Origin of the sequence: Bradyrhizobium sp. CIR48 (assembly GCF_014198315.1) — a bacterium.
Classification (GTDB): domain Bacteria; phylum Pseudomonadota; class Alphaproteobacteria; order Rhizobiales; family Xanthobacteraceae; genus Bradyrhizobium.
Window position 1 is genome coordinate 13,122 of the sequence record NZ_JACIHG010000022.1, and the last position, 24,500, is coordinate 37,621.

Genomic DNA, 24,500 nt, shown 5'->3' on the forward strand with positions numbered 1-24,500 from the left:
AACAAAAGAATCAGCAATATATTGCGGCAGGGTCACTGGCCTATGGGTGAGAGGTCTCGCTTGCTTCCTTCTCCCCTTGCTTGTGGGAGAAGGTGGCGCGAAGCGCCGGGGATGAGGGGTTGTCTCCGCGACTACACGTGGCAGTGTGAGACCCGGAGAGAACCCCTCACCCGTCTCGCCGCTGCGCGGCGAGCCACCCTCTCCCACAAGGGAGAGGGGAAACGCGGCCAGCTACAGCCCGATCCACTCCGCCGACGCATCATCATTCAACCGCGCCACGGCATCGGCGCGGCGCGTCAGCGCAGCGCGCTGGTTGATGTAGCCCTTGTCGGTGATCTCGCCGCCATCGACCGATGGCGGTTCGGCGAGAAGCAGCGCGCGCGTGGCGTGGCCGGAGGAGTTGGGGCCCTGCTGCCTGAGTTTCGCCAGGCCGTGTGCGATCGCGCTCCTGACCTTGTCATGCGCGAGCACCTCGTGCAGATCCGCCGTCTCGCCCAAGCCGGCATGGGCACGGCAGGCCGCGATGTTCGGGAACACCAGAAAGCGCACCTCGTCGCCGCCATGACCTGCGACGACGATGTCCTGCGCCAGCGGTGCCAGCGCGGCGATGCCGGCGACACGCAGTGTGCCGACGCTGACCCAGGTGCCGGAATTGAGCTTGAAATCCTCGGCGACGCGGCCGTCGAAGAACAGTCCGCGCTCCGGCCGCGCGTGATCGGCAAGCTTCACCGCATCGCCGATGAGATAAAAACCCTCTTCATCAAAGGCCTGCTTCGTCAGCTCCGGCGCCTTCCAATAGCCCGGCGTGACGTTGGGACCGCGCACCCGCACCTCCAGCTTGTCGCCGGAGGGGACGAGCTTCAACTCGGTGCCGGGAATGGGGACACCGATATTGCCGGAGCGCTCCGCGAGGAAATGGCAGTCGGCCGCGAGCGGCGACGTCTCGGTCGAGCCCCAGGCCGAAACCATCGGCATCGCGCGGCCGACGGTCTTGATCGAGAGGTCTTCGAGCGCATCCCAGAGATTCTGCGGCAGTGCCGCGCCCGCATAGAAGGCGAACTTCACCTCGCTGAAGAAGCGGCGGCGCAATTCCTCGTCGCCGCGCAGTGCCGCGATCAGCATGTCGAAGCCGCGCGGCACGTTGAAATAGACCGTCGGCATCACGCTTTTCAGATTGGCGAGCGACGTCGCAAACAGCCCCGGCGCCGGCTTGCCGCCGTCGATATAGAGCGAGCCGCCATTGCGCAGCACGAGATTGAAATTGTGGTTGGCGCCGAAAGTGTGGCTCCAGGGCAGCCAGTCGAGGATGACGAGGTCGCCGCGGCTTTGTTCGAGGAAGGTCCAGGTCTGCGCCTTGGCCTGCTGGCTCGAGGTCAGCATGCGCTGGGTGTTGATGACGGCCTTGGGCGCACCTGTTGACCCCGAGGTGAACAGGAGTTTTGCGATCGTATCGGGCGTCACCGCGGCGAACGCCGTTGCGACGTCGGGCGTTTCGGGCGTCGCGGCGATGGTGTGGAACGCGAGCGCATCGACATCGTCAGCGTTCCCGCTGATGATCTGCGCCTTGTGCAGCGGTTTGATCGCCGCCAGCGCTGCCGCAAATGGTTTCGTGGCGGAGACATAGATCGCGCCCGGCTCGAGCAGCGCGATCATGCTCTTGAGCTTGTCAAAGTCTTTCGACATCAACGAGTAGGCCGGCGAAATCGCGGCCGAGGGCACGCCGACATGCTGGGCGGCCAACGCAAGCAGCGCGTGGTCGATGCTGTTGTCGGAGAGGATCGCGAGCGGGCGTTCGGCGCTGGGGCCCTGCGCCAGAATCCAGGACGCCGCCGCACGCACCTGGCGCAGCGCCTGCGCATAGGTGACGTTGGTCCAGGGTGCATCGACGTGGCCGCGCTCGGCAAGGAAGATCGTGTCAGGCGTTTGCCGCGCCCATTGCTCCAGCCAGTCGCCGACACAGCGCGCGCCATCGCGCAACGGTTCGGGCGAGCGCAGCACGATGCTGCCGTCGGCGCGATGCTCGGCGACGGTTCTGGGTGTTGCGAACAGGCTTGCAGCGTCGCCGTGTGGCGCGACTGTCATGTGTTTCCTCCTCCGCCCGGCCCCCGGATCGGCCGCAGCCTCGTTCCGGGCTGCTTTGGCCATAATGTTGGGCATGACAATTGTTGTCGTCAACAACAATCTTTCGCCCGGGCAACAGAGAGGCTACAACAGGTGCGGCAGGAGACGCGATTTGACAGCCACCGCAGCCCAGAGCTCCCCACGCAAGCGCGCCGGCAACGGCGCGGCGCCGCGCGATATCGCCGACGATATCGGCCTCGACGCACTGGTCGGGCACGCCGGCTATGCGGTGCGGCGCTTCCAGATCTGGATCTTTCAGGACTTCATCAGGACGCTCGGCGATGTCGACATCCGGCCGACGCAATATTCGGTGCTGACGGTGATCGGCGCCAATCCGGGCCTGTCGCAGATGGCGGTGGCAAAGCGCCTCGGCATCGAGCGCGCCCGGCTGGTGCACCTGCTCGACAGCCTCGAGCAGCGCAAGCTGGTGAAGCGGGTCAAATCGAAGGCGGATCGTCGCTCCCACGCGCTGCATCTGACGACCCAGGGCGAGACGGCGCTGGCGAAATTCAAGCGGCTGGCGGCCGAGCACGAGCGGCATGTCGAAGAGAAGATCGGCAAGGAAAACCGGGCGCAGCTGCTGCGGATCCTCGCTGGCTTCACCTGATCTCGACTGCCTATGATTTGAGCAGATGCCCATCGCAGGGCGCTGACATCGCTGCCTGCCCGCCTGTCGAAATATCCCCCAAGCCACTGATCACACGGATAATATCCGCAGCAGCATTCCTGCCCGGATAATGTACACAATGGCACATCGCTTGCTTCACTCCGGATGAAGCAGTTGCCGGAGTTTTGTCGCCATGAGGGCTGAAATGGGGGCTGAGCAGCCTGAAACGATCGCCGCGATTGTGGCCGCGCATCGCGCGGGCGCGCTGACGCCGGCAGAGACGGTCGCGCGGACCTATCAGCGCATCCGCGATCACAACGATCCCGCCATCTTCATCAGTCTGCGCGACGAGAAGGATGCGATCGCCGAGGCCGAGAGGCTTGCTACGAAGGACGCCGCCAACCTGCCACTCTACGGCGTGCCCGTTGCGGTAAAGGACAATATCGACGCGCTGGGCTTTCCGACCACGGCGGCCTGCCCGGCCTTCTCCACCACGCCGACGCATGACTCGACTGCGGTGGCGCGGCTGCGTGCCGCCGGCGCGATCATCATCGGCAAGACCAATCTCGACCAGTTCGCGACCGGCCTCGTCGGCGTGCGCTCGCCTTACGGCATTCCCAAAAATTCGATCCGCGACGATCTCATTCCCGGCGGCTCCAGTTCGGGCTCCGCTGTGGCGGTCGGCGCGGGGCTCGTGCCGCTGTCGCTGGGGACCGACACGGCCGGCTCCGGCCGCGTGCCGGCGATGCTCAACAACATCGTCGGGCTGAAGCCGAGCCTCGGCATGATCTCGAACGCGGGCCTCGTGCCGGCCTGCCGCACGCTGGACTGCATCTCGGTGTTCGCCTTGACGGTGGATGATGCTGCGCTCGCGCTCTCCGTGATGGCGGGGCCGGACCCGGCCGATCCGTTCTCGCGCGCCCGGCCACTGGGCGCGCTCACGCCGTTCCAGGCAGGCTTGCGCCTCGGCGTGCCGCGCAACGGACAACTGATCTTCTTCGGCGACAAGAAGGCGGAAACCGCCTACGCCGATGCGCTGAAGCGCTGGACTGCGCTTGGAGCCAGGCTCGTCGAGTTCGATCTCGAGCCGTTCTATGAGACCGCGCGGCTGCTCTACGAGGGCCCCTGGGTCGCCGAGCGTTATCTCGTGATCAAGGACCTGCTGGCATCCGCGCCGGATACGATCCATCCCGTGACACGCGAGATCACCGCGGCCGGCGCACGGCTGACCGCTGCGGATACGTTCTCGGCGCTCTATCGCCTGCAGGGCCTGCGCAAGATCGCCGAGCGCACGTTCGCCAATATCGACGCGCTGGTGCTGCCGACGGCGCCGACGGCCTATACGACCGCGCAGGTGCTGGCCAATCCGATCGAGCTCAACAGCCGGCTCGGCACCTACACCAATTTCGTCAATCTGCTCGACCTCTGCGGCCTCGCCGTGCCGGCATCGATGCGCGCCGACGGCATTCCGTTCGGCATCACGCTGCTCGCCCCGGCAGGATCTGATGCACTGCTCGCGAGCATCGGCCGCGTCTTCCATGCCGATACCGAGCTGAGCCTCGGCGCGAAGGGCACCGCGCCAGCGCCGCTGCCGTCGCTGCCGGCAAGCAGCGGCGACGAGATCCCCATCGCCGTGGTCGGCGCGCATCTGTCCGGCATGGCGCTCAACGGCGAATTGAAGGCGCGGGACGCAAAGCTGATCGAGGCGACAAGAACCGCACCCGACTACAAGCTCTACGCGCTCAAGACCACGCCGCCGAAGCCCGGTATGCTGCGCGTGGAAGCCGGCAAGGGCGCATCGATCGAGCTGGAGATCTGGTCGCTGTCACCATCCGCGTTCGGCAAGTTCGTCAATGCGATTCCTTCGCCGATGGCGATCGGCACGGTGCGGCTGGCGGACGGACGCAGCGTAAAAGGGTTTCTCGTCGAGCCCGAAGTGCTGGGTGACGCGCGCGATATCACCGCGTATGGGGGATGGCGCGCGTATATGAAGGAAGCTGCGACAAAGTAGGTCTCGTAGGGTGGGCAAAGCGAAGCGTGCCCACGATCCCGACCTTCTTGAAAAACCGTGGGCACGGCGCTTTGCGCCTTTGCCCACCCTACGGCACCGATCGCGCGGCGCTACACCGACACCGCGTAAATCTCGTACTCCCCGCGCACCAATTCGATATGCGCGCGCATCGCGGCGGCAGCGCCCTGCTTGTCGCCGCGCATGATGGCGACGACGACGCGGTCGTGCTCGGCTTGCGATTTGGCGAGACGGCCGAGGTTGCGGAACTGGGCGCGGCGGAACGGCTGCACGCGCACCCGCGTCGCCAACGTGATCTCGGCGATGTAGCCGTTCTGGGAACCGGCATAGATCGCGTTGTGGAAGCGTTCGTTGACCTCGTGAAAGCGATCGGGATTGCCGGTGTAGCTCAGCACCCGCAGCTCCTCGTGGATGGCCTCCAGGCCGTGGCGCTCGGCCGCGGACATGCGCTCGGCGGCGAGTCCGGCGCACAGCGCCTCGAGCTCGGCCATCGCCTCGAACATGCTCGTCAGACGCTCGATCGAGGGCTGCGCCACCACCGCGCCGCGATGGGCACGCGCTTCGACGAGGCCGCTGGCCACGAGCTGACGCAAGGCTTCGCGCACCGGCGTGCGCGAGACGCTGAAGCGGCGCGCGATGTCGGTCTCGTCCAAGGGTGCACCGGGGGCCAGGGTGCCGCGCACGATCTCGTCGGCGAGTTGCAGCCGCAACTCCTCTGCGCGCGTGACCTTCAGCACCGATGGCGAGGCGCGGTCGACGCGCGGCACCACCGGCTCGGCCGGCAGTGCTCCCTGCGGAAGATCCTCAAGCGTCATACGGTCAGGTCTCTTTCGGCTCGTCGATGATGCTGACATGGGCAGCGACGACGCGCCAGCCCTCCGGGAAGCGAATCCAGGTCTGCATCTGCCGGCCGACCTTGCCGGGCGCGGTGTCGCGATAGAACAAAGTGGAGGCCACGGCCGTGTCGCGGCCGTAGCTGGAGATGACGGTCTTTGCGGTGCGGCGGTTCAGGCCGACCGGCGAGCGGCCGGCGCGGAAACCGCTGATCGCCTCATAACCATAGAGATTCTCGCCGATGCCGTAACGCAGCGTGCGGGGATCGTTGCGGAAGAGCTCGCCGAGCACGGCGACATCGTTGCTGACGAGGGCCTGCTCATAGCGATCGAACGCGGCTTTGACTTCCGCGATCACCTCGGGGAGATCGATCTCCATGTCAGAGTCCTCTCGGCGCGGGCGCTGCGGCGACGCCCGTCTTTTCCAGGGCGTAGGCGACGCGGAGCGCAATGTCCTCGCGCCAGGGCGCCGCGATGATCTGCACGCCGATCGGCAGCGGCTCAAGCGGCACCGGGACGGCGACCACTGGCAGGCCGATGAAGGAGATCGGCTGGGTGTGGATGCCGATATTGGCGCGGACCGGCAGCTCGACGCCGTCTAGGTTGAAATTCACCTGGCCGAGCTTTGGCGCGGTGCAGGGCGTCGCCGGCGCGAGCAGCACGTCGACGGTCTTGAAGATCTCAGCGAGCTGCGTGCGATACCAGCGGCGGAATTTTTGCGCCCGATCGACCATCGGCGCCGGCACCATCGCGCCCGCGATCAGCCGGTCGCGCACGGCTGGATCGAAATCGTTCGGCCGCTTGCGCAGGCGGTCGAGATGCAGCGAAGCGCCTTCGGTGGTGGTGATGACATAGGCTGCCGCGCGGGCGCGCGCGGCTTCCGGGATATCGATCACCTTCGTTGCGCCAAGCGCCTTGGCGACGCGGCTGACGGCCTCGACCGCTTCCGGAAACACGTTCTTCTGGAAATACCCGCCGGCGATGGCGATGCGCAGATCCGAGACCGGGTTGTCGATCAGCGGCAGCGTCGGCTCCAGACCGCGCGTCGTGCAGGCGCTGTCCTCCGCGTCCGGGCCCTGCATCGCGTCATAGGCGAGCGCGAGATCGGCGGCCGAGCGCGCGAACGGGCCGAGATGATCGAGGCTCGCGACGAACGGGAACGAGCGCGCCCGCGACAGCCGGCCATAGGTCGGCTTCAAACCAAAAATGCCGCAAAACGAGGACGGCACGCGGATCGAGCCGTTGGTGTCCGAGCCGAGCGCGATCGGCACCAGCGCGCCGCCGACGGCGCTGCCCGAGCCGCCGGAGGAGCCGCCGGTCATTCGCGTGGTGTCATGCGGATTGCGCGAGGGACCGTCATGGACGTTCTCGCCGGTGAAGTCGTAGGCGTATTCGCCCATGTTGAGCGCACCGACCAGCACGGCGCCGGCCGCTTCCATGCGCTCGATCAGCGTGGCGTCGCGTTTAGCGGGCGCGAGGTCCCGGTTGATCTTCGAGCCCGCGCGCGTCGAAAGGCCGGCGACGTCAAACAGGTTCTTCACCGCGAAGGGCACGCCGGCGAGCGGGCCGACTTCCTTGCCGGCGGCGATGTCGGCGTCGATGGCACGCGCCTTCGCACGAGCGCGATCGGCGGTGACGTCGGTGAAGGAATTGAGGATGCCGTCGTGCTGCTTGATGCGCGACAGCGCGGCTTCCGTGGCATCGAGCGCGGACATCCTGCGGCCCGCGACTGCACTCGCGATTTCGGCGGCCGTCATCTCTGGCTTGCTGGTCATGGCAGCATCACGCCGTGAAAATCGGTGCCGGCTCGGTCTCGTCCGGCAACGCGAATTCGTCGACCAGGCGGGCGAGCCGCAGCGAGACTTCGAGGTTGGCGCGCACCGCCGGCCTCCAGGCCTCCTCGACCGGCAGCGCCAGCGCTTTCGATACGGCGTCGATATAGTCGTCCAGCGGCTCGGCCATCACGCTCCCAAACTATCTCTCTAGGTTGTTATTTGAGCATGATCTTTTCGGAAAACCGCTGCGCACTTTTCCGGATATGCTCTAGTGTACCTGCAACGGCGGATGCGGAATCGCCGTCAGCAGCTCCTTGGTGTAGTCGTCCTGCGGATCGCTGAGGACCTGCTCGGAAGAGCCCTCTTCGACGATTCGACCGGTCCGCATCACAATGACACGATCGCACAGCAAGCGCACTACGTTCAAATCATGCGAGACGAACAGATAGCTCATACCTAGCCGCGCCTTGAGATCCTGAAGCAGGTTCAGAACGACAGCCTGCACAGAGACGTCCAGCGCCGCCGTCGGCTCATCCAGGATGACCAGTTTTGGATGCAGCGCAATGGCGCGGGCGATGCCGACGCGCGCCTTCTGGCCGCCGGACAATTGATGCGGGAAGCGGTCGAGCAGGTTGTGCGGCAGGCCGACCATGGTCGCCAGCTCCTCGCAGCGGGCGCGGAGCCCATCGCGGCCCCTGATGTCGCTCAATTGCATGATCGGGTCGGCGATGGCGCGCGCTGCGGTGAAGCGCGGGTTGAGGCTGTCGGTCGGATCCTGGAACACCATCTGGATGCGGCTGCGCTGCGGCAGCCGGGCGAAGGACGCAGGCTGGATAGCGCCGATGTCCTCGCCGTCGAACTGGATCAGGCCGGAGGTCTGGTCCAGAAGCCGCATCACCATCATCGACGTGGTCGACTTGCCGCAGCCGGACTCGCCGACGAGGCCGACGCTCTCGCCATGGCCGATCGAAAAGCTGATGCCGTCGACGGCGCGGAACACGTCCGGCTCCAGCGGCGGCTTGCGGCCGAACAGTTTTCCGAGCGTCGCGGTGGCACCCTGGCGCGGGTATTCCTTGACGAGCTTTTCGACGAGGAGGAGGGGTTTCTGCCGCTCCTCGGCGGCGGGAGCGGTTTCCACGAGCAACGCGCTCGCGGCAGGTGAAGCACCCTCCTCCTCCGGCAACAGATCCCGCAAGCTCACCCCCAGCCGCGGCGTCGCGCGCATCAGCTTCTTGGTGTAGGGGTGTTGTGGGTTCGCAAAAATGTCGGCGGCCTTGGCGGTCTCGACCACGCGGCCCTTCTCCATCACCACGACGCGGTCGCAATAGGCGGCGGCGAGGCCGAGATCGTGGGTGATCAGGATGGTCGACATCGCGCGGCGCTTGGTCAGCTCCACGATCAGATCCATCACCGCCTTCTGCGTGGTGACGTCGAGGCCCGTGGTCGGCTCGTCCGCGATCAGGAGCTGCGGATTGCAGGCGAGCGCGAGCGCGATGACGACGCGCTGGCACATGCCGCCCGACAGCTCGAACGGATAGGCATGGTAGCGCTCGCGCGGACGGGCGATCTTGACCTGCTCCAGCGCCTCGATCGCCTTCTCGCCGTGATCGGCTACCTGCGCCTGCTGCACATGGGTGCGCAAGACGTCCTCGATCTGGTCGCCGACTTTGCGGATCGGGTTCAGCGCCGCGCGCGGGTTCTGGAAGATCATCGAGACTTCGCGGCCACGCAGGTCGCGCATCTGGTCTTCGGTCGCGGCCTTGACGTCGATGCCGGAGAACATCACCGAGCCCTCGGCGATCCGCCCGGCCCGGTCGAGGATGCGCATCACCGCATAGGACGTCACCGACTTGCCCGAGCCTGATTCACCGACGATGGCGAGCGTCTCGCCCTTGGCGACGGAAATGTTGACCTGCTGCACCGCTTTGACGATGCCGCGGCGGGTGGTGAATTCGACGGTGAGGTCCTGGACATCGAGCAGCGGCTGGGCGGTCATGCGGGCCTGCCGATCAAAAAACGCGAAAACAACCCCATGCACAGTAGAAAGAGGTTGGATTCGTTGGGGAATTTTTGACGTAGATTTACGCGTGAGGCAGGCACCGGCCTCTCGCTCCCTCCCCCCCTGTGGGGGAGGGTTGGGGAGAGGGGTGGCTCCAAGCGAAGTCGGAGTTCGTGGCTACCCCCCTCCCTTCCCCTCCCCCACAAGGGGGGAGGGAATGAGAGAGCCGTGGCAACCACACTCCCAAGCGTCCCGATCTTCTCTCTGCCCCCAACCATCATCACGTCCTCCGCTGGGGGTCGACGATGTCGCGCAGGCCGTCGCCGAGGAGATTGAAGCAGAACACGGCGATCATCAGCGCGAGGCCGGGGAACAGCGCGATCCACCATTCGCCTGACACCATGAAGCCGGCGCCCTCGGCGACCATGATGCCCCATTCCGCGGTCGGCGGGCGGACGCCGAGGCCGATGAAGGACAGGCCCGCGGCATTGAGGATGGCGTAGCCCATAGTCAAGGACATCTGCACGATCATGATCGGCATGATGTTCGGCAGGATGTGCACCAGGAGGATGCGGAATTCGCCGTTGCCCGACAGGCGCGCGGCCTGCACGAAGCCGGCATTGCGGCGCACGTTGGCCTCGGCGCGCGCGACGCGGGCATAGAGCGGGAAGTTCACGATGGCGGTGGCGAGGATGATGTTCTGCACGGTGTTGCCGAGGGCGGCGACGATGCCCATGGCCAGCACGAACAGCGGAAAGGCCATGATGGTGTCGGCGATGCGGCCGACGATGCGGTCGGTCCAGCCGCCGAAATAGCCGGCCGCGATACCGGCGAGCCCGCCCATCAGGAACACCAGCGCGACGGAGGCGACCGCGATGAACGTATCGAGCCGTGTTGCGACGACGACGCGGCTGAAGATATCGCGCCCGAGCTGGTCGGTGCCGAACCAGTGCGCGGCCGACGGCGGCTTCAGCGCCGCGGCGGTGTCGGAGGCGAGCGGATCGTAGGGCACCACGTAGGGGCCAACGATCGCGGCGGCGAGGATCAGGACCAGCAGCGCGAAGGCAAAGCCCGTGACCTTGTTCTCGCCGAGGACGTAGCGGGTCTGTTCGAGCACCGCGACGAGGCCGGAGGTGCGCGCGGGACCGACGGGTTCAACAGCAGGCGCAACGGAGCTCATGGTTTTACTCCTGGAGCTTCTGAGCGTGGGGACGAACGGCCAAGCGGCGAGCGCGCTTCACCTCTCCCGCTTGCGGGAGAGGTCGCGCCAAAGGCGCGGGTGAGGGCTCTCTCCTCTTGGGGGCTCTCGCCCGCGGAGACACCCCCTCCCCAGCCCTCCCCCGCAAGCGGGAGAGGGAGCGGACCGCTCGCGTGGCTCGTATTGGGCGAGATCATGACGGTCTACCCTTCCAACCGCACGCGCGGATCGATCACGCCGTACAAGATGTCGATCACGAGATTGAGCAGCACGTACATGACCGCCATGGTCAGCACGAAGCCCTGCACCGGCGCGAAGTCCGACGAGATCAGCGCTTCCACCGCATAGGAGCCGATGCCCGGCCAGGCGAACACTTTCTCCACCAGCACGTTGGCCCCGAGCAGGAACGAGAACACCATGCTCAGCGTGGTGATCACGGGCAGCATCGCGTTCCGAAACGCGTAGGTGACGATGACGGTCGACGGCGACAGGCCGCTGGCGCGCGCGGTGCGGACGAATTCGGACGCGAGCACCGCCAGCATCGAGGCGCGCGTCATGCGCGCGATCGGCGCCAGCGAGAAGATCGCAAGCGTGGTCGCGGGCAGGATGAGCTGGCTCAGCGCCGAGCGAAACGCTTCGAGATCGCGCGCGATCAGGGTGTCGATCAGATAGAAGCCGGTCACCGTCGGCGGCGCGCTGGTGAACACGTCGAGACGCCCGAGCGGCGCCGGCGACCAGCCGAGCCGGAAATAGAAGACATAGACCAGCACGAGGCCAGTGAAGAACACCGGCAGCGAGACGCCGGCTGTCGTCGTGATGCGGCATAAGTGATCGACCCATGACCCTGGCCGCGTCGCTGCGAGCACGCCGAGCGGAATGGCGATGACGACGGACACGATGAGGCCGAGCAGCGTGAGTTCAGCCGAGGCCGGCAGGCGGTTGCGGATCTCGGCCGCGACCGGCTGACCCGTCGTCAGCGAGTTGCCGAAATCGCCGTGGGCAAGATCATTGGTGTAGCGGAAGAACTGCTCGATCAGCGGCTTGTCGAGACCGAGCTTCTTGCGGATCTGCTCGACGGCTTCCTTGGTCGCGGCGGGCCCGGCGAAATAAGCGGCGGGATCACCGGGCAGCGCGCGTGTCAGCAGGAAGGTGACGATGACGACGCCGATCAGCGAGGGAATCGCGAACATCAGACGCTTGCCGATCATGGTCAGCATGGGCGACTTCCCGTGGAAAGAGAAGATGACGCAACGGGCACAACTGCGCCCCCTCTCCCGCTTGCGGGGGAGGGTTGGGGTGGGGGTGCTTCCGCATTGGGGTTCTCCGTGTGGAGAGAGCCCCCACCCGCCGCGCTCTTCGAGCGCGTCGGCCTCCCCCGCAAGCGGGAGAGGCGGACGGAGCCAGCCGACAAGCTTTTGAACATCATGTTCGACTGCCTAGCGCTCTCGCTATTCGCTACCCTCACCCCTTCGCCATCGCGCGATAGTCCAGCCGCCGGTGGAACCAATACTGATAACCGCTGATGTTCTTCTGCATCGCGACGTTGACGAAGGGCTGGTACAGCGGGATGCGCGGGATGTCGGTGTAGGCGAGATCGACAAAGCCCTTCACGTCCTTGTCGTAGGTCGCGGTATCGCCGGCCGCAGCGGCGGTGCGGGCGCCGTCGATCAACTTGTCCATCTCCGCCGACTTGTAGCTCATCGTGTTGAAGACGGAATTGTTGCCGTGATAGCACCAGTAGAAGAAGTATTCGGGGTAATCGAGCCAGCCCGAGAACACGTTGGTGAAGAGCGGCATCTCCTTCTTGTTCAATTCGGTGCGCCAGTTGGCGCCGGGCACCTTGTTGATGGTGGTCTTGATCCCGATCTGCGCAAGGCTCTCCTGCACCAGCACGCAGAGCGGCTCGTTGACGCCGGCAAAATTGAGGTCGAATGAGATCGTGGTCTCGAAGCCGTTGGCGTAGCCGGCCTCGGTGAGCAGCGCCTTCGCCTTGTCCATGTCGGTGTTGTATTTGTGCGGCTGCGGCCAGGCGACTTCGGTGGCCTTGTCCGCAGGTACGCCGAACATCGGGTTGGCGAGGCCGAACATCACCGCGTCCATGATCTTCTGATAGGGCAGCGCATAGGCCACGGCCTGACGCACCTTCGGATTGTCGAAGGGCGGCTTGGTGACGTTCATGCCGATATACTGGATGCCGTTGGAGAACGGCAGCGACACCACGTTGAGCTTGCCGTTGGCTTTCATCTCCTGAAAGTCCTTGTTCGGCAGCTCGTAGGAGATGTCGGCGTCACCGCGCTCCAACAGCGCGCGGCGATTGCCGGCCTGCGGCACCATGCGCCAGATCACGCGCTTGATCTTCGGCAAGGGGCCGCCGACCCAATCCTCGTTGCGCTCCATGATCACTTCGGTGCCAGCGGTCCACTTCGTCACCTTGTAGGCGCCGGAGCCCGCGGTCTGCTGTTTTGTGAACTCGAGACCCCAGGGGTCCTTCTCGCTGGCATTCTTCTTCACCAGCTCGGAGTTGACGATGCAGGGCACGATCACGGCGAGGTCGGGGATCGTGAGCTTGTCCTTTTTCAGGAAGTCGACACGCACGGTGTAGTCGTCGATCACGACGAACTGCTCCGGCTTGGTCAGCGAGCCCGCGCTCATCTGGAAGGTCGGGAAGCCGCCGACGCTGACGGCGCGGTCGAGCGACCATTTCACGTCCCTGGCGGTCACGGGCGCACCGTCGTGGAATTTGGCGTTCTTCTTCAGCTTGAAGGTGACCGACATGTCGTCGATCCTGAACTCCTCGGCGAGCTCGCCCTTGAACTTGTCGCGGTCGTAATAGGGCACGCCGCCCGGGCCGCTCTTCATCGCGTGGCTGATCAGGCGGTCGTAGCAATTCCAGGACACCTCATAGCCGGGCACGTTGGTGCCGACGCCGTGGATGTCGAGATTGTTGGGGCCGCCTTCCGAGACGATCAGCAGCGTCTCCGAACGGGCGTCGGCATAGGCTGAGGAGATCATCTGGGGCATCGCCGGAAGCGCCGCTCCGGCGGCCAATCCGGAAACGGACTTGAGGAAATCGCGGCGCTTCATGAAATCGCTCCAACACAACGTTTTTGGTTGGAACCGGATTCGCAAGGTTTGTGCCAGAGCTTAACGAGCAGTTACGATCAAGTTAATGAACTGACATCGCTTAGGAAATGTCGATTTTGGCGCGCCGCGGCCTTCGTCTCGATCTCCCGGAATTGCATACAAAGATGCAGATTTGCCTATTTCATGAGCTTAACTTGATCCGCGCCCGCCCAATGAGCACAGCTGGCATTCCGGGACGATGCGCAGCATCGAGCCCGGAATCCGTCGGGGCGGCAGCACGCGCAGGACCATGGATTCCGGGCTCGCCGCTCTGCGGCGCCCCGGAATGATGGAGAGAGGTGGAGCCCGCGCTCACCCCGCCCAGATCAGCTCCTGCAGCTCGACCAGATCGTCCGCCTGCTCCTGCCAGCCCGCAATACAGATGTGGCTGTTGAGGTCGCTGGCGCGGTGCAGCAGCATCAGGGCCATCAGCCGGCGTTTGAGCGCGTAGTCGAGCTTCGCATAGCCGAAGCCTTCCAGCAGGCTCTTCACCCTCCCCGGCCGGCCCGCCGCCATGAACGCGCCGGGGCCGAGCAGGTCGTAATCGCGCCATCCCGCCAGCACGTCCCCGAAGTCGAACAGGCCTTTGAGCGACCACTGGCCGTCATCGCAGGCGAGCAGGAAGTTCTCCGGAATGTACTCGCCGACCAGAAAGACCGGCGGCGCATCCAGCGGGATGAGCTTTTCCGCATCGCACAGGAGATCATCGAGGCCGGCAAGAAATTTCGGCGCGAGGCCGAGACGCGTGTGCCGCGCCCTGCAGCCCTGCATCTGGGCACGCATGAAATCGTCCCAGCGCGGCTCGATCTCTGCAAGCGGCCCGAGCGGGGCGCGCTGGACGCTCGCAATGGTCTCGCCGATCTGGCGCAGCAGGCGTTCCTTCTGCGCTTCCGGCAACTGCGGCCACACCTCTGAGCCGAGCGTGCCTGATAGCCGCGTGATGACGAGATAGGGCCAGCCGTCGCGCGTTCCTTCGGCGACGATCTCGGGGATCGGCAGATCGAGATGGCCTTTGAGCTGCATCAGCGAGCCGCGCTCGGAGACGAATTGTGCGCGGAGCAATGGCGGGAAGATCTTCAGGATCAATTCTTCGCCGAGGCCGACGACGAGGTTGGTGCCGGTCGCGAACACATGCGGCGCGCTGGTATCGAGACCGTGGCTGCGCGCAATGTCGAGTGCGATCGGAAGCCATTGCGAGGAAGCGGAGCGAAAGGCGCGGAAGCTTTCCTCGTCGGCGAAGGCCGGCAGTGTTTGCGATGGAGCGTTAGTCATCATCGTTACGAGCTTGATTGATTCGTCAGTGCGAGCCGAGGAGACGGTGCACCTCTCCCGCTTGCGGGGGAGGTCGGCGCGAAGCGCCGGGTGGGGGCTCTCTCCCCGCGGGGACACTCTCCGCAGACGTCAGGCAATCCCAGCGTGGAGAGAGCCCTCTCCCCAACCCTCCCCCGCAAGCGGGGGAGGGAGCGCGCCTCCCGCGCGGCCACAGCGAAGCCCAATCGCAACATGCACTACCGTTCCGGGCTGGCGCGCTCGAACTGGCGCAGCAGTTTGTTGCCGCGCTCGACGGCGGAATCCAGGGCGGATTGCGCGCTCTTCTGGCCGGAAAAGGCCTGCTCCAGCTCGTCCTCGATCGCGCCGCGGATCAGGACGAAGGAGCCGAGCCGGATGCCCTTCGAATTCTCCGTCGGCGGGTTGAGCGTGATCTCCTCGAACGAGATCGACGAGCCCGGGTTGCGCTCGTAAAAGCCCTGCGCGCGCGTCAACTCGGCGGCGGCGCGGGTGATCGGCAGATAGCCCGTGTTCTGATGCCAGGCGGCCTGCACGCCGGGCTGTGACAGATAGGCGAAGAACCGCGCCACGCCCTTGTATTCCTCGCGCGGCCGGTCGCGCAGCACCCAGAGCGTGGCGCCGCCGATGATCGAGTTCTGCGGCGCGCCCTTCACGTCGGGCCAATACGGCATCATGGCGTAGCCGATCTCGAATTTCGAATTCGCCTTGATGTCGGCGCGCGTCGCCGAGGAGCCGATGAAGATGCCGCATTCGCCGCTCTGGAAGCGCGGCTCGGCCGCTTGGCCGCGGCCGCCATAGTCGAACAGTTTTGTCTTTTGCCATTCGGCGAGCTGGGCGATGTGCTTGACCACGACCGGATTGTTGATGGTCAGCTCGGCATCGAGCCCGGCAAAGCCGTTCCCGCGCGTCGCCAGCGGCAGATTGTGGAAGGCGGAAAAATTCTCGACATGGATCCAGGACGGCCATGATGTGGTGAAGCCGCAAGGAGCGCCGCGGTCGCGCAGGCGCTTTGCAGCGGCCCCCAATTCCGGCCAGGTCTTCGGCGGCGTCTCCGGATCGAGGCCCGCGTCGCGGAACATGGTCTTGTTGTAGTAGAGGATCGGCGTCGAGGAGTTGAACGGGAACGACAGCAGGTTGCCGGCCGCATCGGTGTAGTAGCCGGAGACGGCGGGCAGGTAGTCATTGAGCGAGAACGGCTCGCCCTGGTCCCGCATCAGGCTGAACACCGGATAGATCGCGCCCTTGGCCGCGGTCATGGTGGCGGTGGCGACCTCGTTGACCTGGACGATCGCGGGCTGGCTGCGCGAGCGGAAGGCGAAGATCGCCGCGGTCACCGTCTCGGTGTAGTTGCCCTTGTAAGCGGGCACAATGCGGTAATCGGACTGCGAGGCGTTGAAGTCCGAGGCGAGCTTTTCCAATTGCCGCCCAAGCTCGCCGGACATGGCGTGCCACCACGCGATGTCGGTGGCGGCGCGCACGGGCGCGGCCAATGAGAGAGCCGCCAAGGCGGCGACGAGCTGCAAAAGGCGCAATGCTGAAGTCACGATGGCGCTTCCCATGCCGCGCGACAAAGGCGGCTGCCCTGCTTAAGGCGCGGCATTTGCGGTTTCAACCGGGAATGAGCGCCGGCCGCGCCGCACAATTACACGGCCGCGCCGGGCGGGATGGCCTTCCCCCGACCATCTGCTAGATTGCATTGAACCTTTTGCCTCCGCCATAGACTCCACCACTGAGGGGTTGAGTGTGCCAGTGTTGAGCCGTGCCGAACTCTCGCGGACCGGAGTGATCGTCGTCGCGCTTCTGCTTGCCGTCTGTGCGACGGGCGCCGTCGCACGCGAATTTCGCGCCGCCGATACCCAGACCGAGGATTACCCGACCGTCCAGGCGCTGCGCTACATGGGCGCGCTGATCGCCGAGCGCAGCGGCGGCCGCCACGAGATCAAGGTGTTCCATTCCCGCCAGCTTGGCGAGGAAAAGGAGACGATCGAGCAGACCCGGGCCGGCGCGATCGACCTGAACCGGACCAATGTCGCGCTGATCGGCAACTTCGTTCCGGCGATGAACGTGCTCGCCATGCCGTTCCTGTTCCGGTCCATCGAGCACATGCAGAAGGTGCTGGACGGCCCGATTGGCAGCGAGATTCTGAACAGCTTCGAGCCCTATGGTTTCGTCGGGCTCGCCTTCTACGATTCCGGGGCGCGGTCGATCTACAACGGCGCCCGCCCGGTGAAGACCATCGCGGATCTCAAGGGATTGCGGATCCGGGTGCAGCAGTCGGAGTTGATGAGCCAGATGATCCGCTCGCTCGGCGCCGAGCCGGTCGAGATGCCCTATGGGCAGGTGCTCACCGGGCTCGCCAACCATCTGATCGACGGCGCCGAAAACAATTGGCCATCTTTCGTGACGACGGATCATTACACGCACGCCGGGCATTATACGCTCACCGAGCATACGATGAGCCCCGAAGTGCTGGTGATCTCGCTGAAGGCCTGGCAGAGCCTGTCGCCGGACGACCAGAAAATCTTCCGGGAGGCCGCGCAGCGCTCCAGCCGGTTCATGCGGGAGAAATGGCGCGACCTCGAGGAGCAGTCGCAGCGCAAGGCCCAGGAGGCCGGCGTCACCATCATCAGAGAGATCGACCGCAAGCCGTTCGAGGACGCGATGGCCCCGATCTACGCCAAGGCCGGGCGCGATCCCGCCGCGGCCGCGCTGATCGAACGTATTCGCAAGGTGGAGTGAGCCGCGTTGGCTGCACTTGGACATACCGAGCACCCAGACCGGCCGTCCGGCCCGATCGGACGGCTGCGCGCACGCCTGGTCGGCGTGCTGCGCGCGGTGCCGATCCGCTGGCGCATCCTGTCGATCGCGGCGCTGAACTCCGCCGTGGTGGTGGTGCTGGTGGGGATGATCTGGAACGGCGCGCAGGTGCTGGGCTCGGCCTGGGGCGACGTCCGCCAGGTGCGCGAGTCCGACCGGATCCTGGCGCTGCTCGAAAGCGAGACCGGGCGCCTGCACAATCTGATCCACCGCTACATCAACCAGCCGAGCCCCGACCTGTTCGCCGAAATCCTGCTGCTGCGCGAGGCGGTGCTGGGCACGCTGACCAACCGCGCCGCCAAGGACCCGATGCTGTCGGGCTCGGTCGAGGAGCTGGAGCGCACCACCGACCGCTTCCTCAACGGTTTCGGCGAGCTGCGCAGCGTGCAGGCCACCATCGCCAAGACCTATGAGGACCAGGTGCAGGGCCCGGCCAGGGACATGGCCGGCCTCTATTCCATCATCGAAGGCGCCACCGGCCATCGCGACGCGCTGATCTGGCCCTCGCTCGGAAAATCCCGCGAGGCCTTCACCGCGATGCTGGTGGCGGCCAATTCCTATTATCTGTCGCTGTCAGCGGGCGCGGCCGACGACGCGCGCCGCAACACCGAGACGATCGAGAAGACCATCCCCGTGATGATCGATCTCGCCGACAACGATCTGCAGAAGATGGCCTTGCGGCGGCTCGGGGCCCGCACCGCCGCACTGCGCGAGGGCTTTGCAAAGCTCTCCGAGCAGCTTGCCAGCCGCACCGAGCTGCTCCGCAACAGCATCGACGCCAGCCAGGCCGAGGCGATCGGCGCCATCGACGACCTCTCCACCAAGATGCGCCAGCGCGAGCAGAGAGCGCAGGAGACCTTCGACCGCACGCTGGCGGATATTTCCCGCCGTGTCCTTTCCATCGCGGTGATCTTCCTCGGCATCATCCTCACCGCCGGCGTGATGATCGCGCTGTCGATCCGGCTGCCGCTGCAGCAGATCATGGCGGCGATGCGCGCGATCACGCTCGGCGATCTCGACCGCGAGGTGCAGGGCACCAAGGCCCGCGACGAGGTCGGCGCCATGGCGCGCGCGGTGGAGGTGTTCCGCGAGAACGCGATCGCCAAGCGCGAGACCGAGGACGAGCTGCGTGCGTCCAAGGAGAAGGCCGAGAGCGCGCTGCTCGAGCTCAATACCGCACAGCAGAATTTGATCGATGCCGAACGGCTGGCGGCGCTCGGCGGCCTCGTCGCCGGCGTCGCGCATGAGGTCAACAACCCGATCGGCATCAGCCTCACAGTTGCCTCGAGCTTTGCCCGGCGCACCGAGATCTTCGAGGCCCAGCTCAAGGGCGACGGCGGCCTGCGCCGCTCGCAGCTGGAGGAGTTCGTGCAGTCCTCGCGCGACGCCTCGCAGCAACTGGTCGCCAATCTGCAGCGCGCCGGCGAGCTGATCCAGTCGTTCAAGCAGGTCGCGGTCGACCGCTCCCATGCCGAGCGGCGGCAGTTCTCGCTCAGCGAGGCCACCGACCAGATCATCGCCAGCCTGCGCCCGGTGCTGAAGCGCTCGCCGATCACGCTGCAGGTCGACGTGCCCGAGGGGCTGCTGCTCGACGGCTATCCCGGCTCCTATGGCCAGATCCTGACCAACCTCTTCCTCAACGCCGCCAACCACGCCTTCGCCGACGGGCGTGCCGGCACGATCATCATCCAGGCGCGACCGCGCGGGACCGAGGACGTCGAGCTTATCTTCACCGACGACGGGGCCGGCATGACCCCCGACGTGCAGCGCCAGGCCTTTGACCCTTTCTTTACCACCCGGCGCAATGAAGGCGGCACGGGACTCGGGCTTCATATCGTCTATAACCTCGTCACCCAGCAGCTCGGCGGGCGCATGATGCTGGAATCCAAGCTGGGACAAGGCACCACTTTTCGCATTATCATGCCCCGGGTCGCCAAGGGCGGCGCGCAAAGCACAGAAAGTGACGGGACTTCTCAATGGCCGAACAGGACGATGTCCTCCACCTGATCGACGATACCGGTACCGCGTCGGAGGATGCCAACGCCCGGAAATGGAAGATCGCCGTCATCGACGACGATCCGGCCGTGCATGACGGCACCCGTTTTGCGCTGTCCGACTACAGCCTCAACGGCCAGAGCCTGGAGATCCTGTCGGCCTATTCCGCGGCGGAAGGCCGCAAGCTGATGGCCGAGCACAGCGACATCGCCGCCGTGCTGCTCGACGTCATCATGGAGACCGACGTCGCCGGCCTCGAGCTGGTCGAGTTCATCCGCAACGAGATCCGGAACGAGACGGTGCGCATCATCCTGCGCACGGGGCAGCCCGGCCAGGCGCCCGAGCGGCGCGTGATCGTGCAGTACGACATCAACGACTACAAGGCCAAGACCGAGCTCACCGCCGACAAGCTGTTCACCTCGCTGACCGCGGCGCTGCGCTCCTATCAGCAGCTCGAGCGCATGGTGCAGACAAGGCGCGGGCTCGAGATCATCATCGACGCGGCCTCGACGCTGTACGACTTCAAGTCGATGCAGCGGCTCGCCGAGGGCGTGCTGACCCAGCTCGCCTCGCTGCTCAACGTCGATTGCGCCGGTATACTGGTCTTGCGCGACAATGGCGGCATCGACCCCGAGCTCTCGGTGCTCGCCGGCAGCGGCTGCTACAGCCGCTTCATCGGCACCACGACGTCGAAGGCGCTCGACCCCGAGCTGCGCGAGATGGTGGAGGCCGCGTTCCAGCGCCGCAAGAACGAATTCGCCGACCACCGCAGCGTGATCTATTTGCGCACCGGGTCCGGCCGCGAGGTGGTGGTGCTGCTGCAGGCCGAGCGCGAATTGTCCGAGACCGACCGCTCGCTGGTCGAGATCTTCTCCTCAAGGCTCTCAATCGCCTTCGACAACGTCATCCTCTACCAGCAGCTGCAGGCCGCCAACACCCAGCTGGAGGACCGCGTCGCCCAGCGCACCCGCGCGCTGATGCAGGCCAATCGCCGCCTCTCGGCGCAATGGCTGCGGCTGCAGCGCGCCAACGGCTTCAAGAACGAGATTTTGGGCACGGTCGCGCACGATCTGAAAAATCCGCTCGGCGTCATCCTCGGCCGCACCGAGATGCTGAAGGAGCTGATCTCGACCGGCGCCTCGGAAAACGGCGTGGTCGCCCAGGTCGACCACATCCGCGACGCCACCAAGCGCCTGACCACGATGGTCGACCATCTGATCTCGGATGCGATGGCTGACGCCTTCGACATCACCATCCGCCGCGAGCCGGTCGACGTCGCCGCCCTGGTCAAGGAGGTCGCCGAGGCCAACCAGCCGCTCGCCGTCAACAAGCAGCAGGCGATCAGCGTCGCCGCGCCGGCCAACATCGTCACCATGTGCGACACCGACCGCATCCGCGAAGCCATCGACAATCTCATCAGCAACGCCATCAAATACTCACCAATCGGCGGCAGGATCGACGTGGTCGTCAGCCACGAGGGCAGCGACACCGTCGTCCGCGTCAGCGACGAGGGCGCCGGCCTGTCGCCGGAAGATCTCGGCCGCCTGTTCGGCCGGTTCCAGCGGCTGTCGGCCAAGCCGACCGCAGGCGAGAGCTCGACGGGGCTTGGGCTCTCCATCGTCAAGCGTATTGTCGACATGCATGGCGGCGAGGTGACCGCCGACAGCGAAGGGCCCGGCAAGGGCTCGACCTTCACCATCACTCTTCCCGCGACCGAACTGCCGTGATCTCAAGACCATGACCCAAAGCCAGCACATCATGATCGTCGACGATGAAGCCCCGGCCCGGGAGATGGTCGGCGATTATCTCAAGATGCACGGCTTCACCGTGACGCTGTGCGACGGCGGCAAGAGTTTGCGCGCCGCGATCCAGGGCAGCATGCCTGATCTCGTCGTGCTCGACCTCAACATGCCCGAGGAAGACGGTCTCTCGATCATCCGCGACCTCAAGAGCCGCATCAACGTGCCCGTCATCATGCTGACGGCAACCGCGAGCCCGATCGACCGCGTGGTGGGGCTCGAGCTCGGCGCCGACGATTACGTAGCCAAGCCCTGCGAGCTGCGCGAGCTGATGGCGCGCATCCGCTCGGTGCTGCGGCGGAGCGGGCCGGCCAAGGCCGCCGCGCCTGATGCGGCGGCGGCGAAATCCGACAAGGAGCAGCTGGTACGGTTCGGGACAAAGTGGCTCGATCTCGAAGCCCAGGCCTTGCGCGACGACGAGGGCAACGAGCATCCGCTGACCGCCTCCGAGTTCGGATTGCTGAAAGTGTTCGCGGCCAATCCGAAGCGCGTGCTGTCGCGCGAGCGCCTGCTGGAATTGGCTAACGCGCGCGACGCCGAAGCCTTCGACCGCGCCGTCGACCTGCGCATCATGCGCATCCGCCGCAAGATCGAGCCCGATCCGGCAAAACCCGCCGTGATCCGCACCATCCGCGGCGGCGGCTATCTGTTCTCGCCGGCGGGCGAGAAGGCGTAAGTCGCGCGGGCTGCAGCCACGGTGCCGTAGGGTGGGCAAAGCGAAGCGTGCCCACCAATGTCTCCGTACTTGCAAAAGGATCGTGGGCACGGCGCAAGAGCGCGCCTTTGCCCACCCTACGAGATCACCGTCCCGGCTGCAGGTGTCGGCCCCGGGACGACAGCGGGTCTGGCGCGACCGAACGCAAGTCACCGAGATTCGTTCCGTGGCGCTCCTGTCCGCCTCCAAATCCCAACCCCGTATTTTCCGTACATTGAAATTCCACGCTTTTTCGTCCCGAATGTTTCGTCATCCCTTCTCCGACGAAACAATTTGGCGGCGCACGAAACCATTTTCCGCTTTTCGTGCAGACGTCCCGAAACGTTGGCTCATTAACACTTTGGTCCAAGGAAACGCCGCTTGGTCGCGGCGCTACGGGGAGCCAAGTCAATGCGGAATGTCATCGCCATCAACGCCCAGGCCAGCCAGAGCATCATCGCCGCTCAGGCGACTTCGGACGACATGCTTCTCGAAAGCATTGCCGACGGCAACCGGACGTCGATGCACATCCTTTATTGCCGGCACAGCGTGCGGGTGTACCGCTTCATCCTGCGCATCGTGCGCGACGCCACCGCGGCCGAAGACCTCGTCAGCCAGGTGTTCCTGGACGTGTGGCGGACCGCCGGCCAATTCCAGGGCCGCTCGCAGGTTTCGACCTGGCTGCTCTCGATCGCCCGCTTCAAGGCGCTGACCGCGATGCGCCAGCGCCGCTTCGAGGACATCGACCAGGAAGACGTGCGCCAGATCCCCGACGATTCCGACACGCCGGAAACCTCGCTCGACCGCAGCGACACCAGCGCCATCCTGCGCGCCTGCGTGCAGAAGCTGTCGCCCGCGCATCGCGAGATCATCACCCTCGTCTACTACCACGAGAAGTCGGTGGAGGAGGTCGGCCAGATCATCGGCATCCCCCAGAGCACCGTGAAGACGCGGATGTTCTACGCCCGCAAGCAGCTGGCCGAATTGCTTAAGGGCTGCGGCGTCGAGCGCTTCGCCGCCTAAGCTAAATGAATTCAAAGGGATAGGGCCGCCGATCTGGCCCTCTCCCGGGACACGGAAGTGTTACCGCCGACGAAACAATTGAAACAAAGCACAACATCAGGCGGAAAAACTTCCCTCCTATAAAGCTCACATACGGTTTTGCTTAAACCTCCCAAGGACCTCTACGACCCGGACGGGATGCCCCCCTCCGGGTCGTTTTGTGTTTGGGCTTGAAGTGGCAGCCGCGGGCTCCCGCCTCTCCCGCCTGCGGGAGAGGCCGACGCGCCCCGGGCGATGCGAAGCATCGTCCCGCGCGCGGCGGGTGAGGGTTCTTTCCTCTGGGGGGATGTCCCGTCGCGGAGAGACCCCCACCCCAGCCCTCCCCCGCAAGCGGGAGAGGGAGCGCACCGGCCGTGCGATTGGCAGCTCCCCGTCACGAAGCCGTGACGCTCCGTAACGACCGCTCCATGCCGCCCGAACCATCCTCGTGACCTCCTTCACGAGTGCCCCATGCTCGAACTTGTCTTCGCCGTCCTTGCCGGCATCCTCACCATCGCCGCGCCCTGCACGCTGCCGATGCTGCCGATCCTGCTTGGCGCCTCGATCGGGCGCGCGGGGCACTTACGTCCCCTCATGATCGCGCTCGGCTTCGTCGTTTCCTTCTCGGCGGTCGCGCTGCTGCTCGGCGCAATCACCCGCCTGTTCGATTTCGATCCGAACGTACTGCGCGAGGCCGCCGCGATCCTGCTGCTCGGCTTTGGCCTGCTGATGCTGTGGCCGGCGCCGTTCGAATGGCTGTCGAGCCGGCTCAATGGCTGGCTCGATCTCGGCAACACCGGCGCTACCCAGCGCGAGGGTGCGCTCGGCGGGCTCATCCTCGGCACCACGCTGGGCCTGGTCTGGACGCCCTGCGCCGGCCCGGTGCTCGGCTCGATCCTGACGCTGGTTGCGACCTCGAAGAATCTTGCCTGGGCCGGCACGCTGCTGATCGCCTATGCGATCGGCGCCGCGATCCCGATGCTGGGAATAGCCTATGGCGGGCAGGCCGCGACCACGCGGGTGCGCAGCCTGGCGCGGATCTCGCCGCGGCTGCAGCAGGGCTTTGGCATCGTCGTGATCGGCTTCGCGCTCGCCGCCTATTTCCAATACGACACGCTGATCGTGGCGTGGCTCACCGGCTTCTATCCCACCGGCCAGATCGGCCTGTGATCATCCCTC

General features: G+C 65.6%; 19 protein-coding genes. 8 read left to right on the forward strand and 11 right to left on the reverse strand.

Features of this window, described 5'->3' with window-relative positions:
- Nucleotides 1-231: 231 nt before the first annotated feature.
- Nucleotides 232-2,082 (reverse strand): feruloyl-CoA synthase, encoded by a 1,851-nt coding sequence (locus tag GGD66_RS40105; RefSeq protein ID WP_092251663.1) that lies wholly within the window; start codon nucleotides 2,080-2,082, stop codon nucleotides 232-234.
- 151 nt (nucleotides 2,083-2,233) lie between these two features.
- Here GGD66_RS40105 and GGD66_RS40110 point away from each other — a divergent pair, with 151 nt between their 5' ends.
- Nucleotides 2,234-2,728, forward strand: a complete 495-nt coding sequence (locus GGD66_RS40110) for a MarR family winged helix-turn-helix transcriptional regulator (RefSeq protein WP_092251971.1) — start codon at nucleotides 2,234-2,236, stop codon at nucleotides 2,726-2,728.
- A gap of 193 nt (nucleotides 2,729-2,921) precedes the next feature.
- On the forward strand, nucleotides 2,922-4,739 hold the full coding sequence (atzF, locus tag GGD66_RS40115; protein ID WP_246789200.1) for an allophanate hydrolase: 1,818 nt from the start codon (nucleotides 2,922-2,924) through the stop codon (nucleotides 4,737-4,739).
- Nucleotides 4,740-4,849: 110 nt separating this feature from the next.
- Here atzF and GGD66_RS40120 read toward each other — a convergent pair whose 3' ends face one another.
- The 10 genes from GGD66_RS40120 to ugpB form a co-directional block, all read right to left on the reverse strand.
- The gene (locus GGD66_RS40120) at nucleotides 4,850-5,572 is read right to left on the reverse strand and encodes a GntR family transcriptional regulator (RefSeq protein ID WP_179740154.1); all 723 of its coding nucleotides are present in this window, start codon (nucleotides 5,570-5,572) and stop codon (nucleotides 4,850-4,852) included.
- Nucleotides 5,573-5,576: 4 nt separating this feature from the next.
- Nucleotides 5,577-5,969 (reverse strand): oxalurate catabolism protein HpxZ, encoded by a 393-nt coding sequence (gene hpxZ / locus GGD66_RS40125; protein ID WP_018316855.1) that lies wholly within the window; start codon nucleotides 5,967-5,969, stop codon nucleotides 5,577-5,579.
- A 1-nt stretch (nucleotide 5,970) separates the two neighbouring features.
- The gene (locus tag GGD66_RS40130) at nucleotides 5,971-7,365 is read right to left on the reverse strand and encodes an AtzE family amidohydrolase (RefSeq protein WP_183262070.1); all 1,395 of its coding nucleotides are present in this window, start codon (nucleotides 7,363-7,365) and stop codon (nucleotides 5,971-5,973) included.
- 7 nt (nucleotides 7,366-7,372) lie between these two features.
- Entirely contained in the window at nucleotides 7,373-7,552 is a 180-nt protein-coding gene (locus GGD66_RS40135; RefSeq protein WP_018316853.1) for a DUF4089 domain-containing protein, read from the reverse strand.
- 81 nt (nucleotides 7,553-7,633) lie between these two features.
- Complete coding sequence (locus tag GGD66_RS40140; RefSeq protein ID WP_183262072.1) at nucleotides 7,634-9,361, reverse strand: ABC transporter ATP-binding protein; 1,728 nt, start codon at nucleotides 9,359-9,361, stop codon at nucleotides 7,634-7,636.
- 283 nt (nucleotides 9,362-9,644) lie between these two features.
- Nucleotides 9,645-10,544: an ABC transporter permease gene (locus GGD66_RS40145; RefSeq protein ID WP_183262074.1), complete on the reverse strand. Its 900-nt coding sequence runs from the start codon at nucleotides 10,542-10,544 to the stop codon at nucleotides 9,645-9,647.
- A gap of 221 nt (nucleotides 10,545-10,765) precedes the next feature.
- A complete protein-coding gene (locus GGD66_RS40150) occupies nucleotides 10,766-11,779 on the reverse strand; it encodes an ABC transporter permease (RefSeq protein ID WP_183262076.1) in 1,014 nt (337 codons plus the stop codon).
- 244 nt (nucleotides 11,780-12,023) lie between these two features.
- A complete protein-coding gene (locus tag GGD66_RS40155; protein ID WP_183262078.1) occupies nucleotides 12,024-13,646 on the reverse strand; it encodes an ABC transporter substrate-binding protein in 1,623 nt (540 codons plus the stop codon).
- Nucleotides 13,647-13,997: 351 nt separating this feature from the next.
- Entirely contained in the window at nucleotides 13,998-14,957 is a 960-nt protein-coding gene (locus GGD66_RS40160) for a phosphotransferase (RefSeq protein ID WP_183262079.1), read from the reverse strand.
- A gap of 236 nt (nucleotides 14,958-15,193) precedes the next feature.
- A complete protein-coding gene (gene ugpB / locus GGD66_RS40165; RefSeq protein WP_183262081.1) occupies nucleotides 15,194-16,534 on the reverse strand; it encodes a sn-glycerol-3-phosphate ABC transporter substrate-binding protein UgpB in 1,341 nt (446 codons plus the stop codon).
- Nucleotides 16,535-16,718: 184 nt separating this feature from the next.
- On the opposite strand from ugpB, the gene GGD66_RS40170 reads away from it, so the two are divergent.
- From GGD66_RS40170 to GGD66_RS40195, 6 genes are all read left to right on the forward strand, one after another.
- On the forward strand, nucleotides 16,719-17,714 hold the full coding sequence (locus GGD66_RS40170) for a TRAP transporter substrate-binding protein (RefSeq protein WP_050995577.1): 996 nt from the start codon (nucleotides 16,719-16,721) through the stop codon (nucleotides 17,712-17,714).
- A 6-nt stretch (nucleotides 17,715-17,720) separates the two neighbouring features.
- Nucleotides 17,721-19,799 (forward strand): ATP-binding protein, encoded by a 2,079-nt coding sequence (locus GGD66_RS40175; RefSeq protein ID WP_018316845.1) that lies wholly within the window; start codon nucleotides 17,721-17,723, stop codon nucleotides 19,797-19,799.
- On the forward strand, nucleotides 19,769-21,514 hold the full coding sequence (locus tag GGD66_RS40180) for a DUF3369 domain-containing protein (protein WP_183262083.1): 1,746 nt from the start codon (nucleotides 19,769-19,771) through the stop codon (nucleotides 21,512-21,514). The genes GGD66_RS40175 and GGD66_RS40180 overlap by 31 nt, the downstream gene beginning before the upstream one ends.
- A gap of 10 nt (nucleotides 21,515-21,524) precedes the next feature.
- Nucleotides 21,525-22,262 (forward strand): response regulator, encoded by a 738-nt coding sequence (locus GGD66_RS40185; protein WP_018316843.1) that lies wholly within the window; start codon nucleotides 21,525-21,527, stop codon nucleotides 22,260-22,262.
- Nucleotides 22,263-22,691: 429 nt separating this feature from the next.
- The gene (locus GGD66_RS40190) at nucleotides 22,692-23,303 is read left to right on the forward strand and encodes a sigma-70 family RNA polymerase sigma factor (protein ID WP_018316842.1); all 612 of its coding nucleotides are present in this window, start codon (nucleotides 22,692-22,694) and stop codon (nucleotides 23,301-23,303) included.
- Nucleotides 23,304-23,792: 489 nt separating this feature from the next.
- Nucleotides 23,793-24,491, forward strand: a complete 699-nt coding sequence (locus GGD66_RS40195) for a cytochrome c biogenesis CcdA family protein (RefSeq protein WP_183262085.1) — start codon at nucleotides 23,793-23,795, stop codon at nucleotides 24,489-24,491.
- Nucleotides 24,492-24,500 lie beyond the last annotated feature (9 nt).

Excerpts from the sequence above, each read along its gene's own strand:
- GGD66_RS40105 (WP_092251663.1), bottom strand. The coding sequence starts at position 2,082 with ATGACAGTCGCGCCACACGGCGACGCTGCAAGCCTGTTCGCAACACCC.
- atzF (WP_246789200.1), top strand. The coding sequence starts at position 2,922 with ATGAGGGCTGAAATGGGGGCTGAGCAGCCTGAAACGATCGCCGCGATT.
- GGD66_RS40120 (WP_179740154.1), bottom strand. The coding sequence starts at position 5,572 with ATGACGCTTGAGGATCTTCCGCAGGGAGCACTGCCGGCCGAGCCGGTG.
- hpxZ (WP_018316855.1), bottom strand. The coding sequence starts at position 5,969 with ATGGAGATCGATCTCCCCGAGGTGATCGCGGAAGTCAAAGCCGCGTTC.
- GGD66_RS40130 (WP_183262070.1), bottom strand. The coding sequence starts at position 7,365 with ATGACCAGCAAGCCAGAGATGACGGCCGCCGAAATCGCGAGTGCAGTC.
- GGD66_RS40135 (WP_018316853.1), bottom strand. The coding sequence starts at position 7,552 with ATGGCCGAGCCGCTGGACGACTATATCGACGCCGTATCGAAAGCGCTG.
- GGD66_RS40140 (WP_183262072.1), bottom strand. The coding sequence starts at position 9,361 with ATGACCGCCCAGCCGCTGCTCGATGTCCAGGACCTCACCGTCGAATTC.
- GGD66_RS40145 (WP_183262074.1), bottom strand. The coding sequence starts at position 10,544 with ATGAGCTCCGTTGCGCCTGCTGTTGAACCCGTCGGTCCCGCGCGCACC.
- GGD66_RS40150 (WP_183262076.1), bottom strand. The coding sequence starts at position 11,779 with ATGCTGACCATGATCGGCAAGCGTCTGATGTTCGCGATTCCCTCGCTG.
- GGD66_RS40155 (WP_183262078.1), bottom strand. The coding sequence starts at position 13,646 with ATGAAGCGCCGCGATTTCCTCAAGTCCGTTTCCGGATTGGCCGCCGGA.
- GGD66_RS40160 (WP_183262079.1), bottom strand. The coding sequence starts at position 14,957 with ATGACTAACGCTCCATCGCAAACACTGCCGGCCTTCGCCGACGAGGAA.
- ugpB (WP_183262081.1), bottom strand. The coding sequence starts at position 16,534 with ATGGGAAGCGCCATCGTGACTTCAGCATTGCGCCTTTTGCAGCTCGTC.
- GGD66_RS40180 (WP_183262083.1), top strand. The coding sequence starts at position 19,769 with ATGGCCGAACAGGACGATGTCCTCCACCTGATCGACGATACCGGTACC.
- GGD66_RS40185 (WP_018316843.1), top strand. The coding sequence starts at position 21,525 with ATGACCCAAAGCCAGCACATCATGATCGTCGACGATGAAGCCCCGGCC.
- GGD66_RS40190 (WP_018316842.1), top strand. The coding sequence starts at position 22,692 with ATGCGGAATGTCATCGCCATCAACGCCCAGGCCAGCCAGAGCATCATC.
- GGD66_RS40195 (WP_183262085.1), top strand. The coding sequence starts at position 23,793 with ATGCTCGAACTTGTCTTCGCCGTCCTTGCCGGCATCCTCACCATCGCC.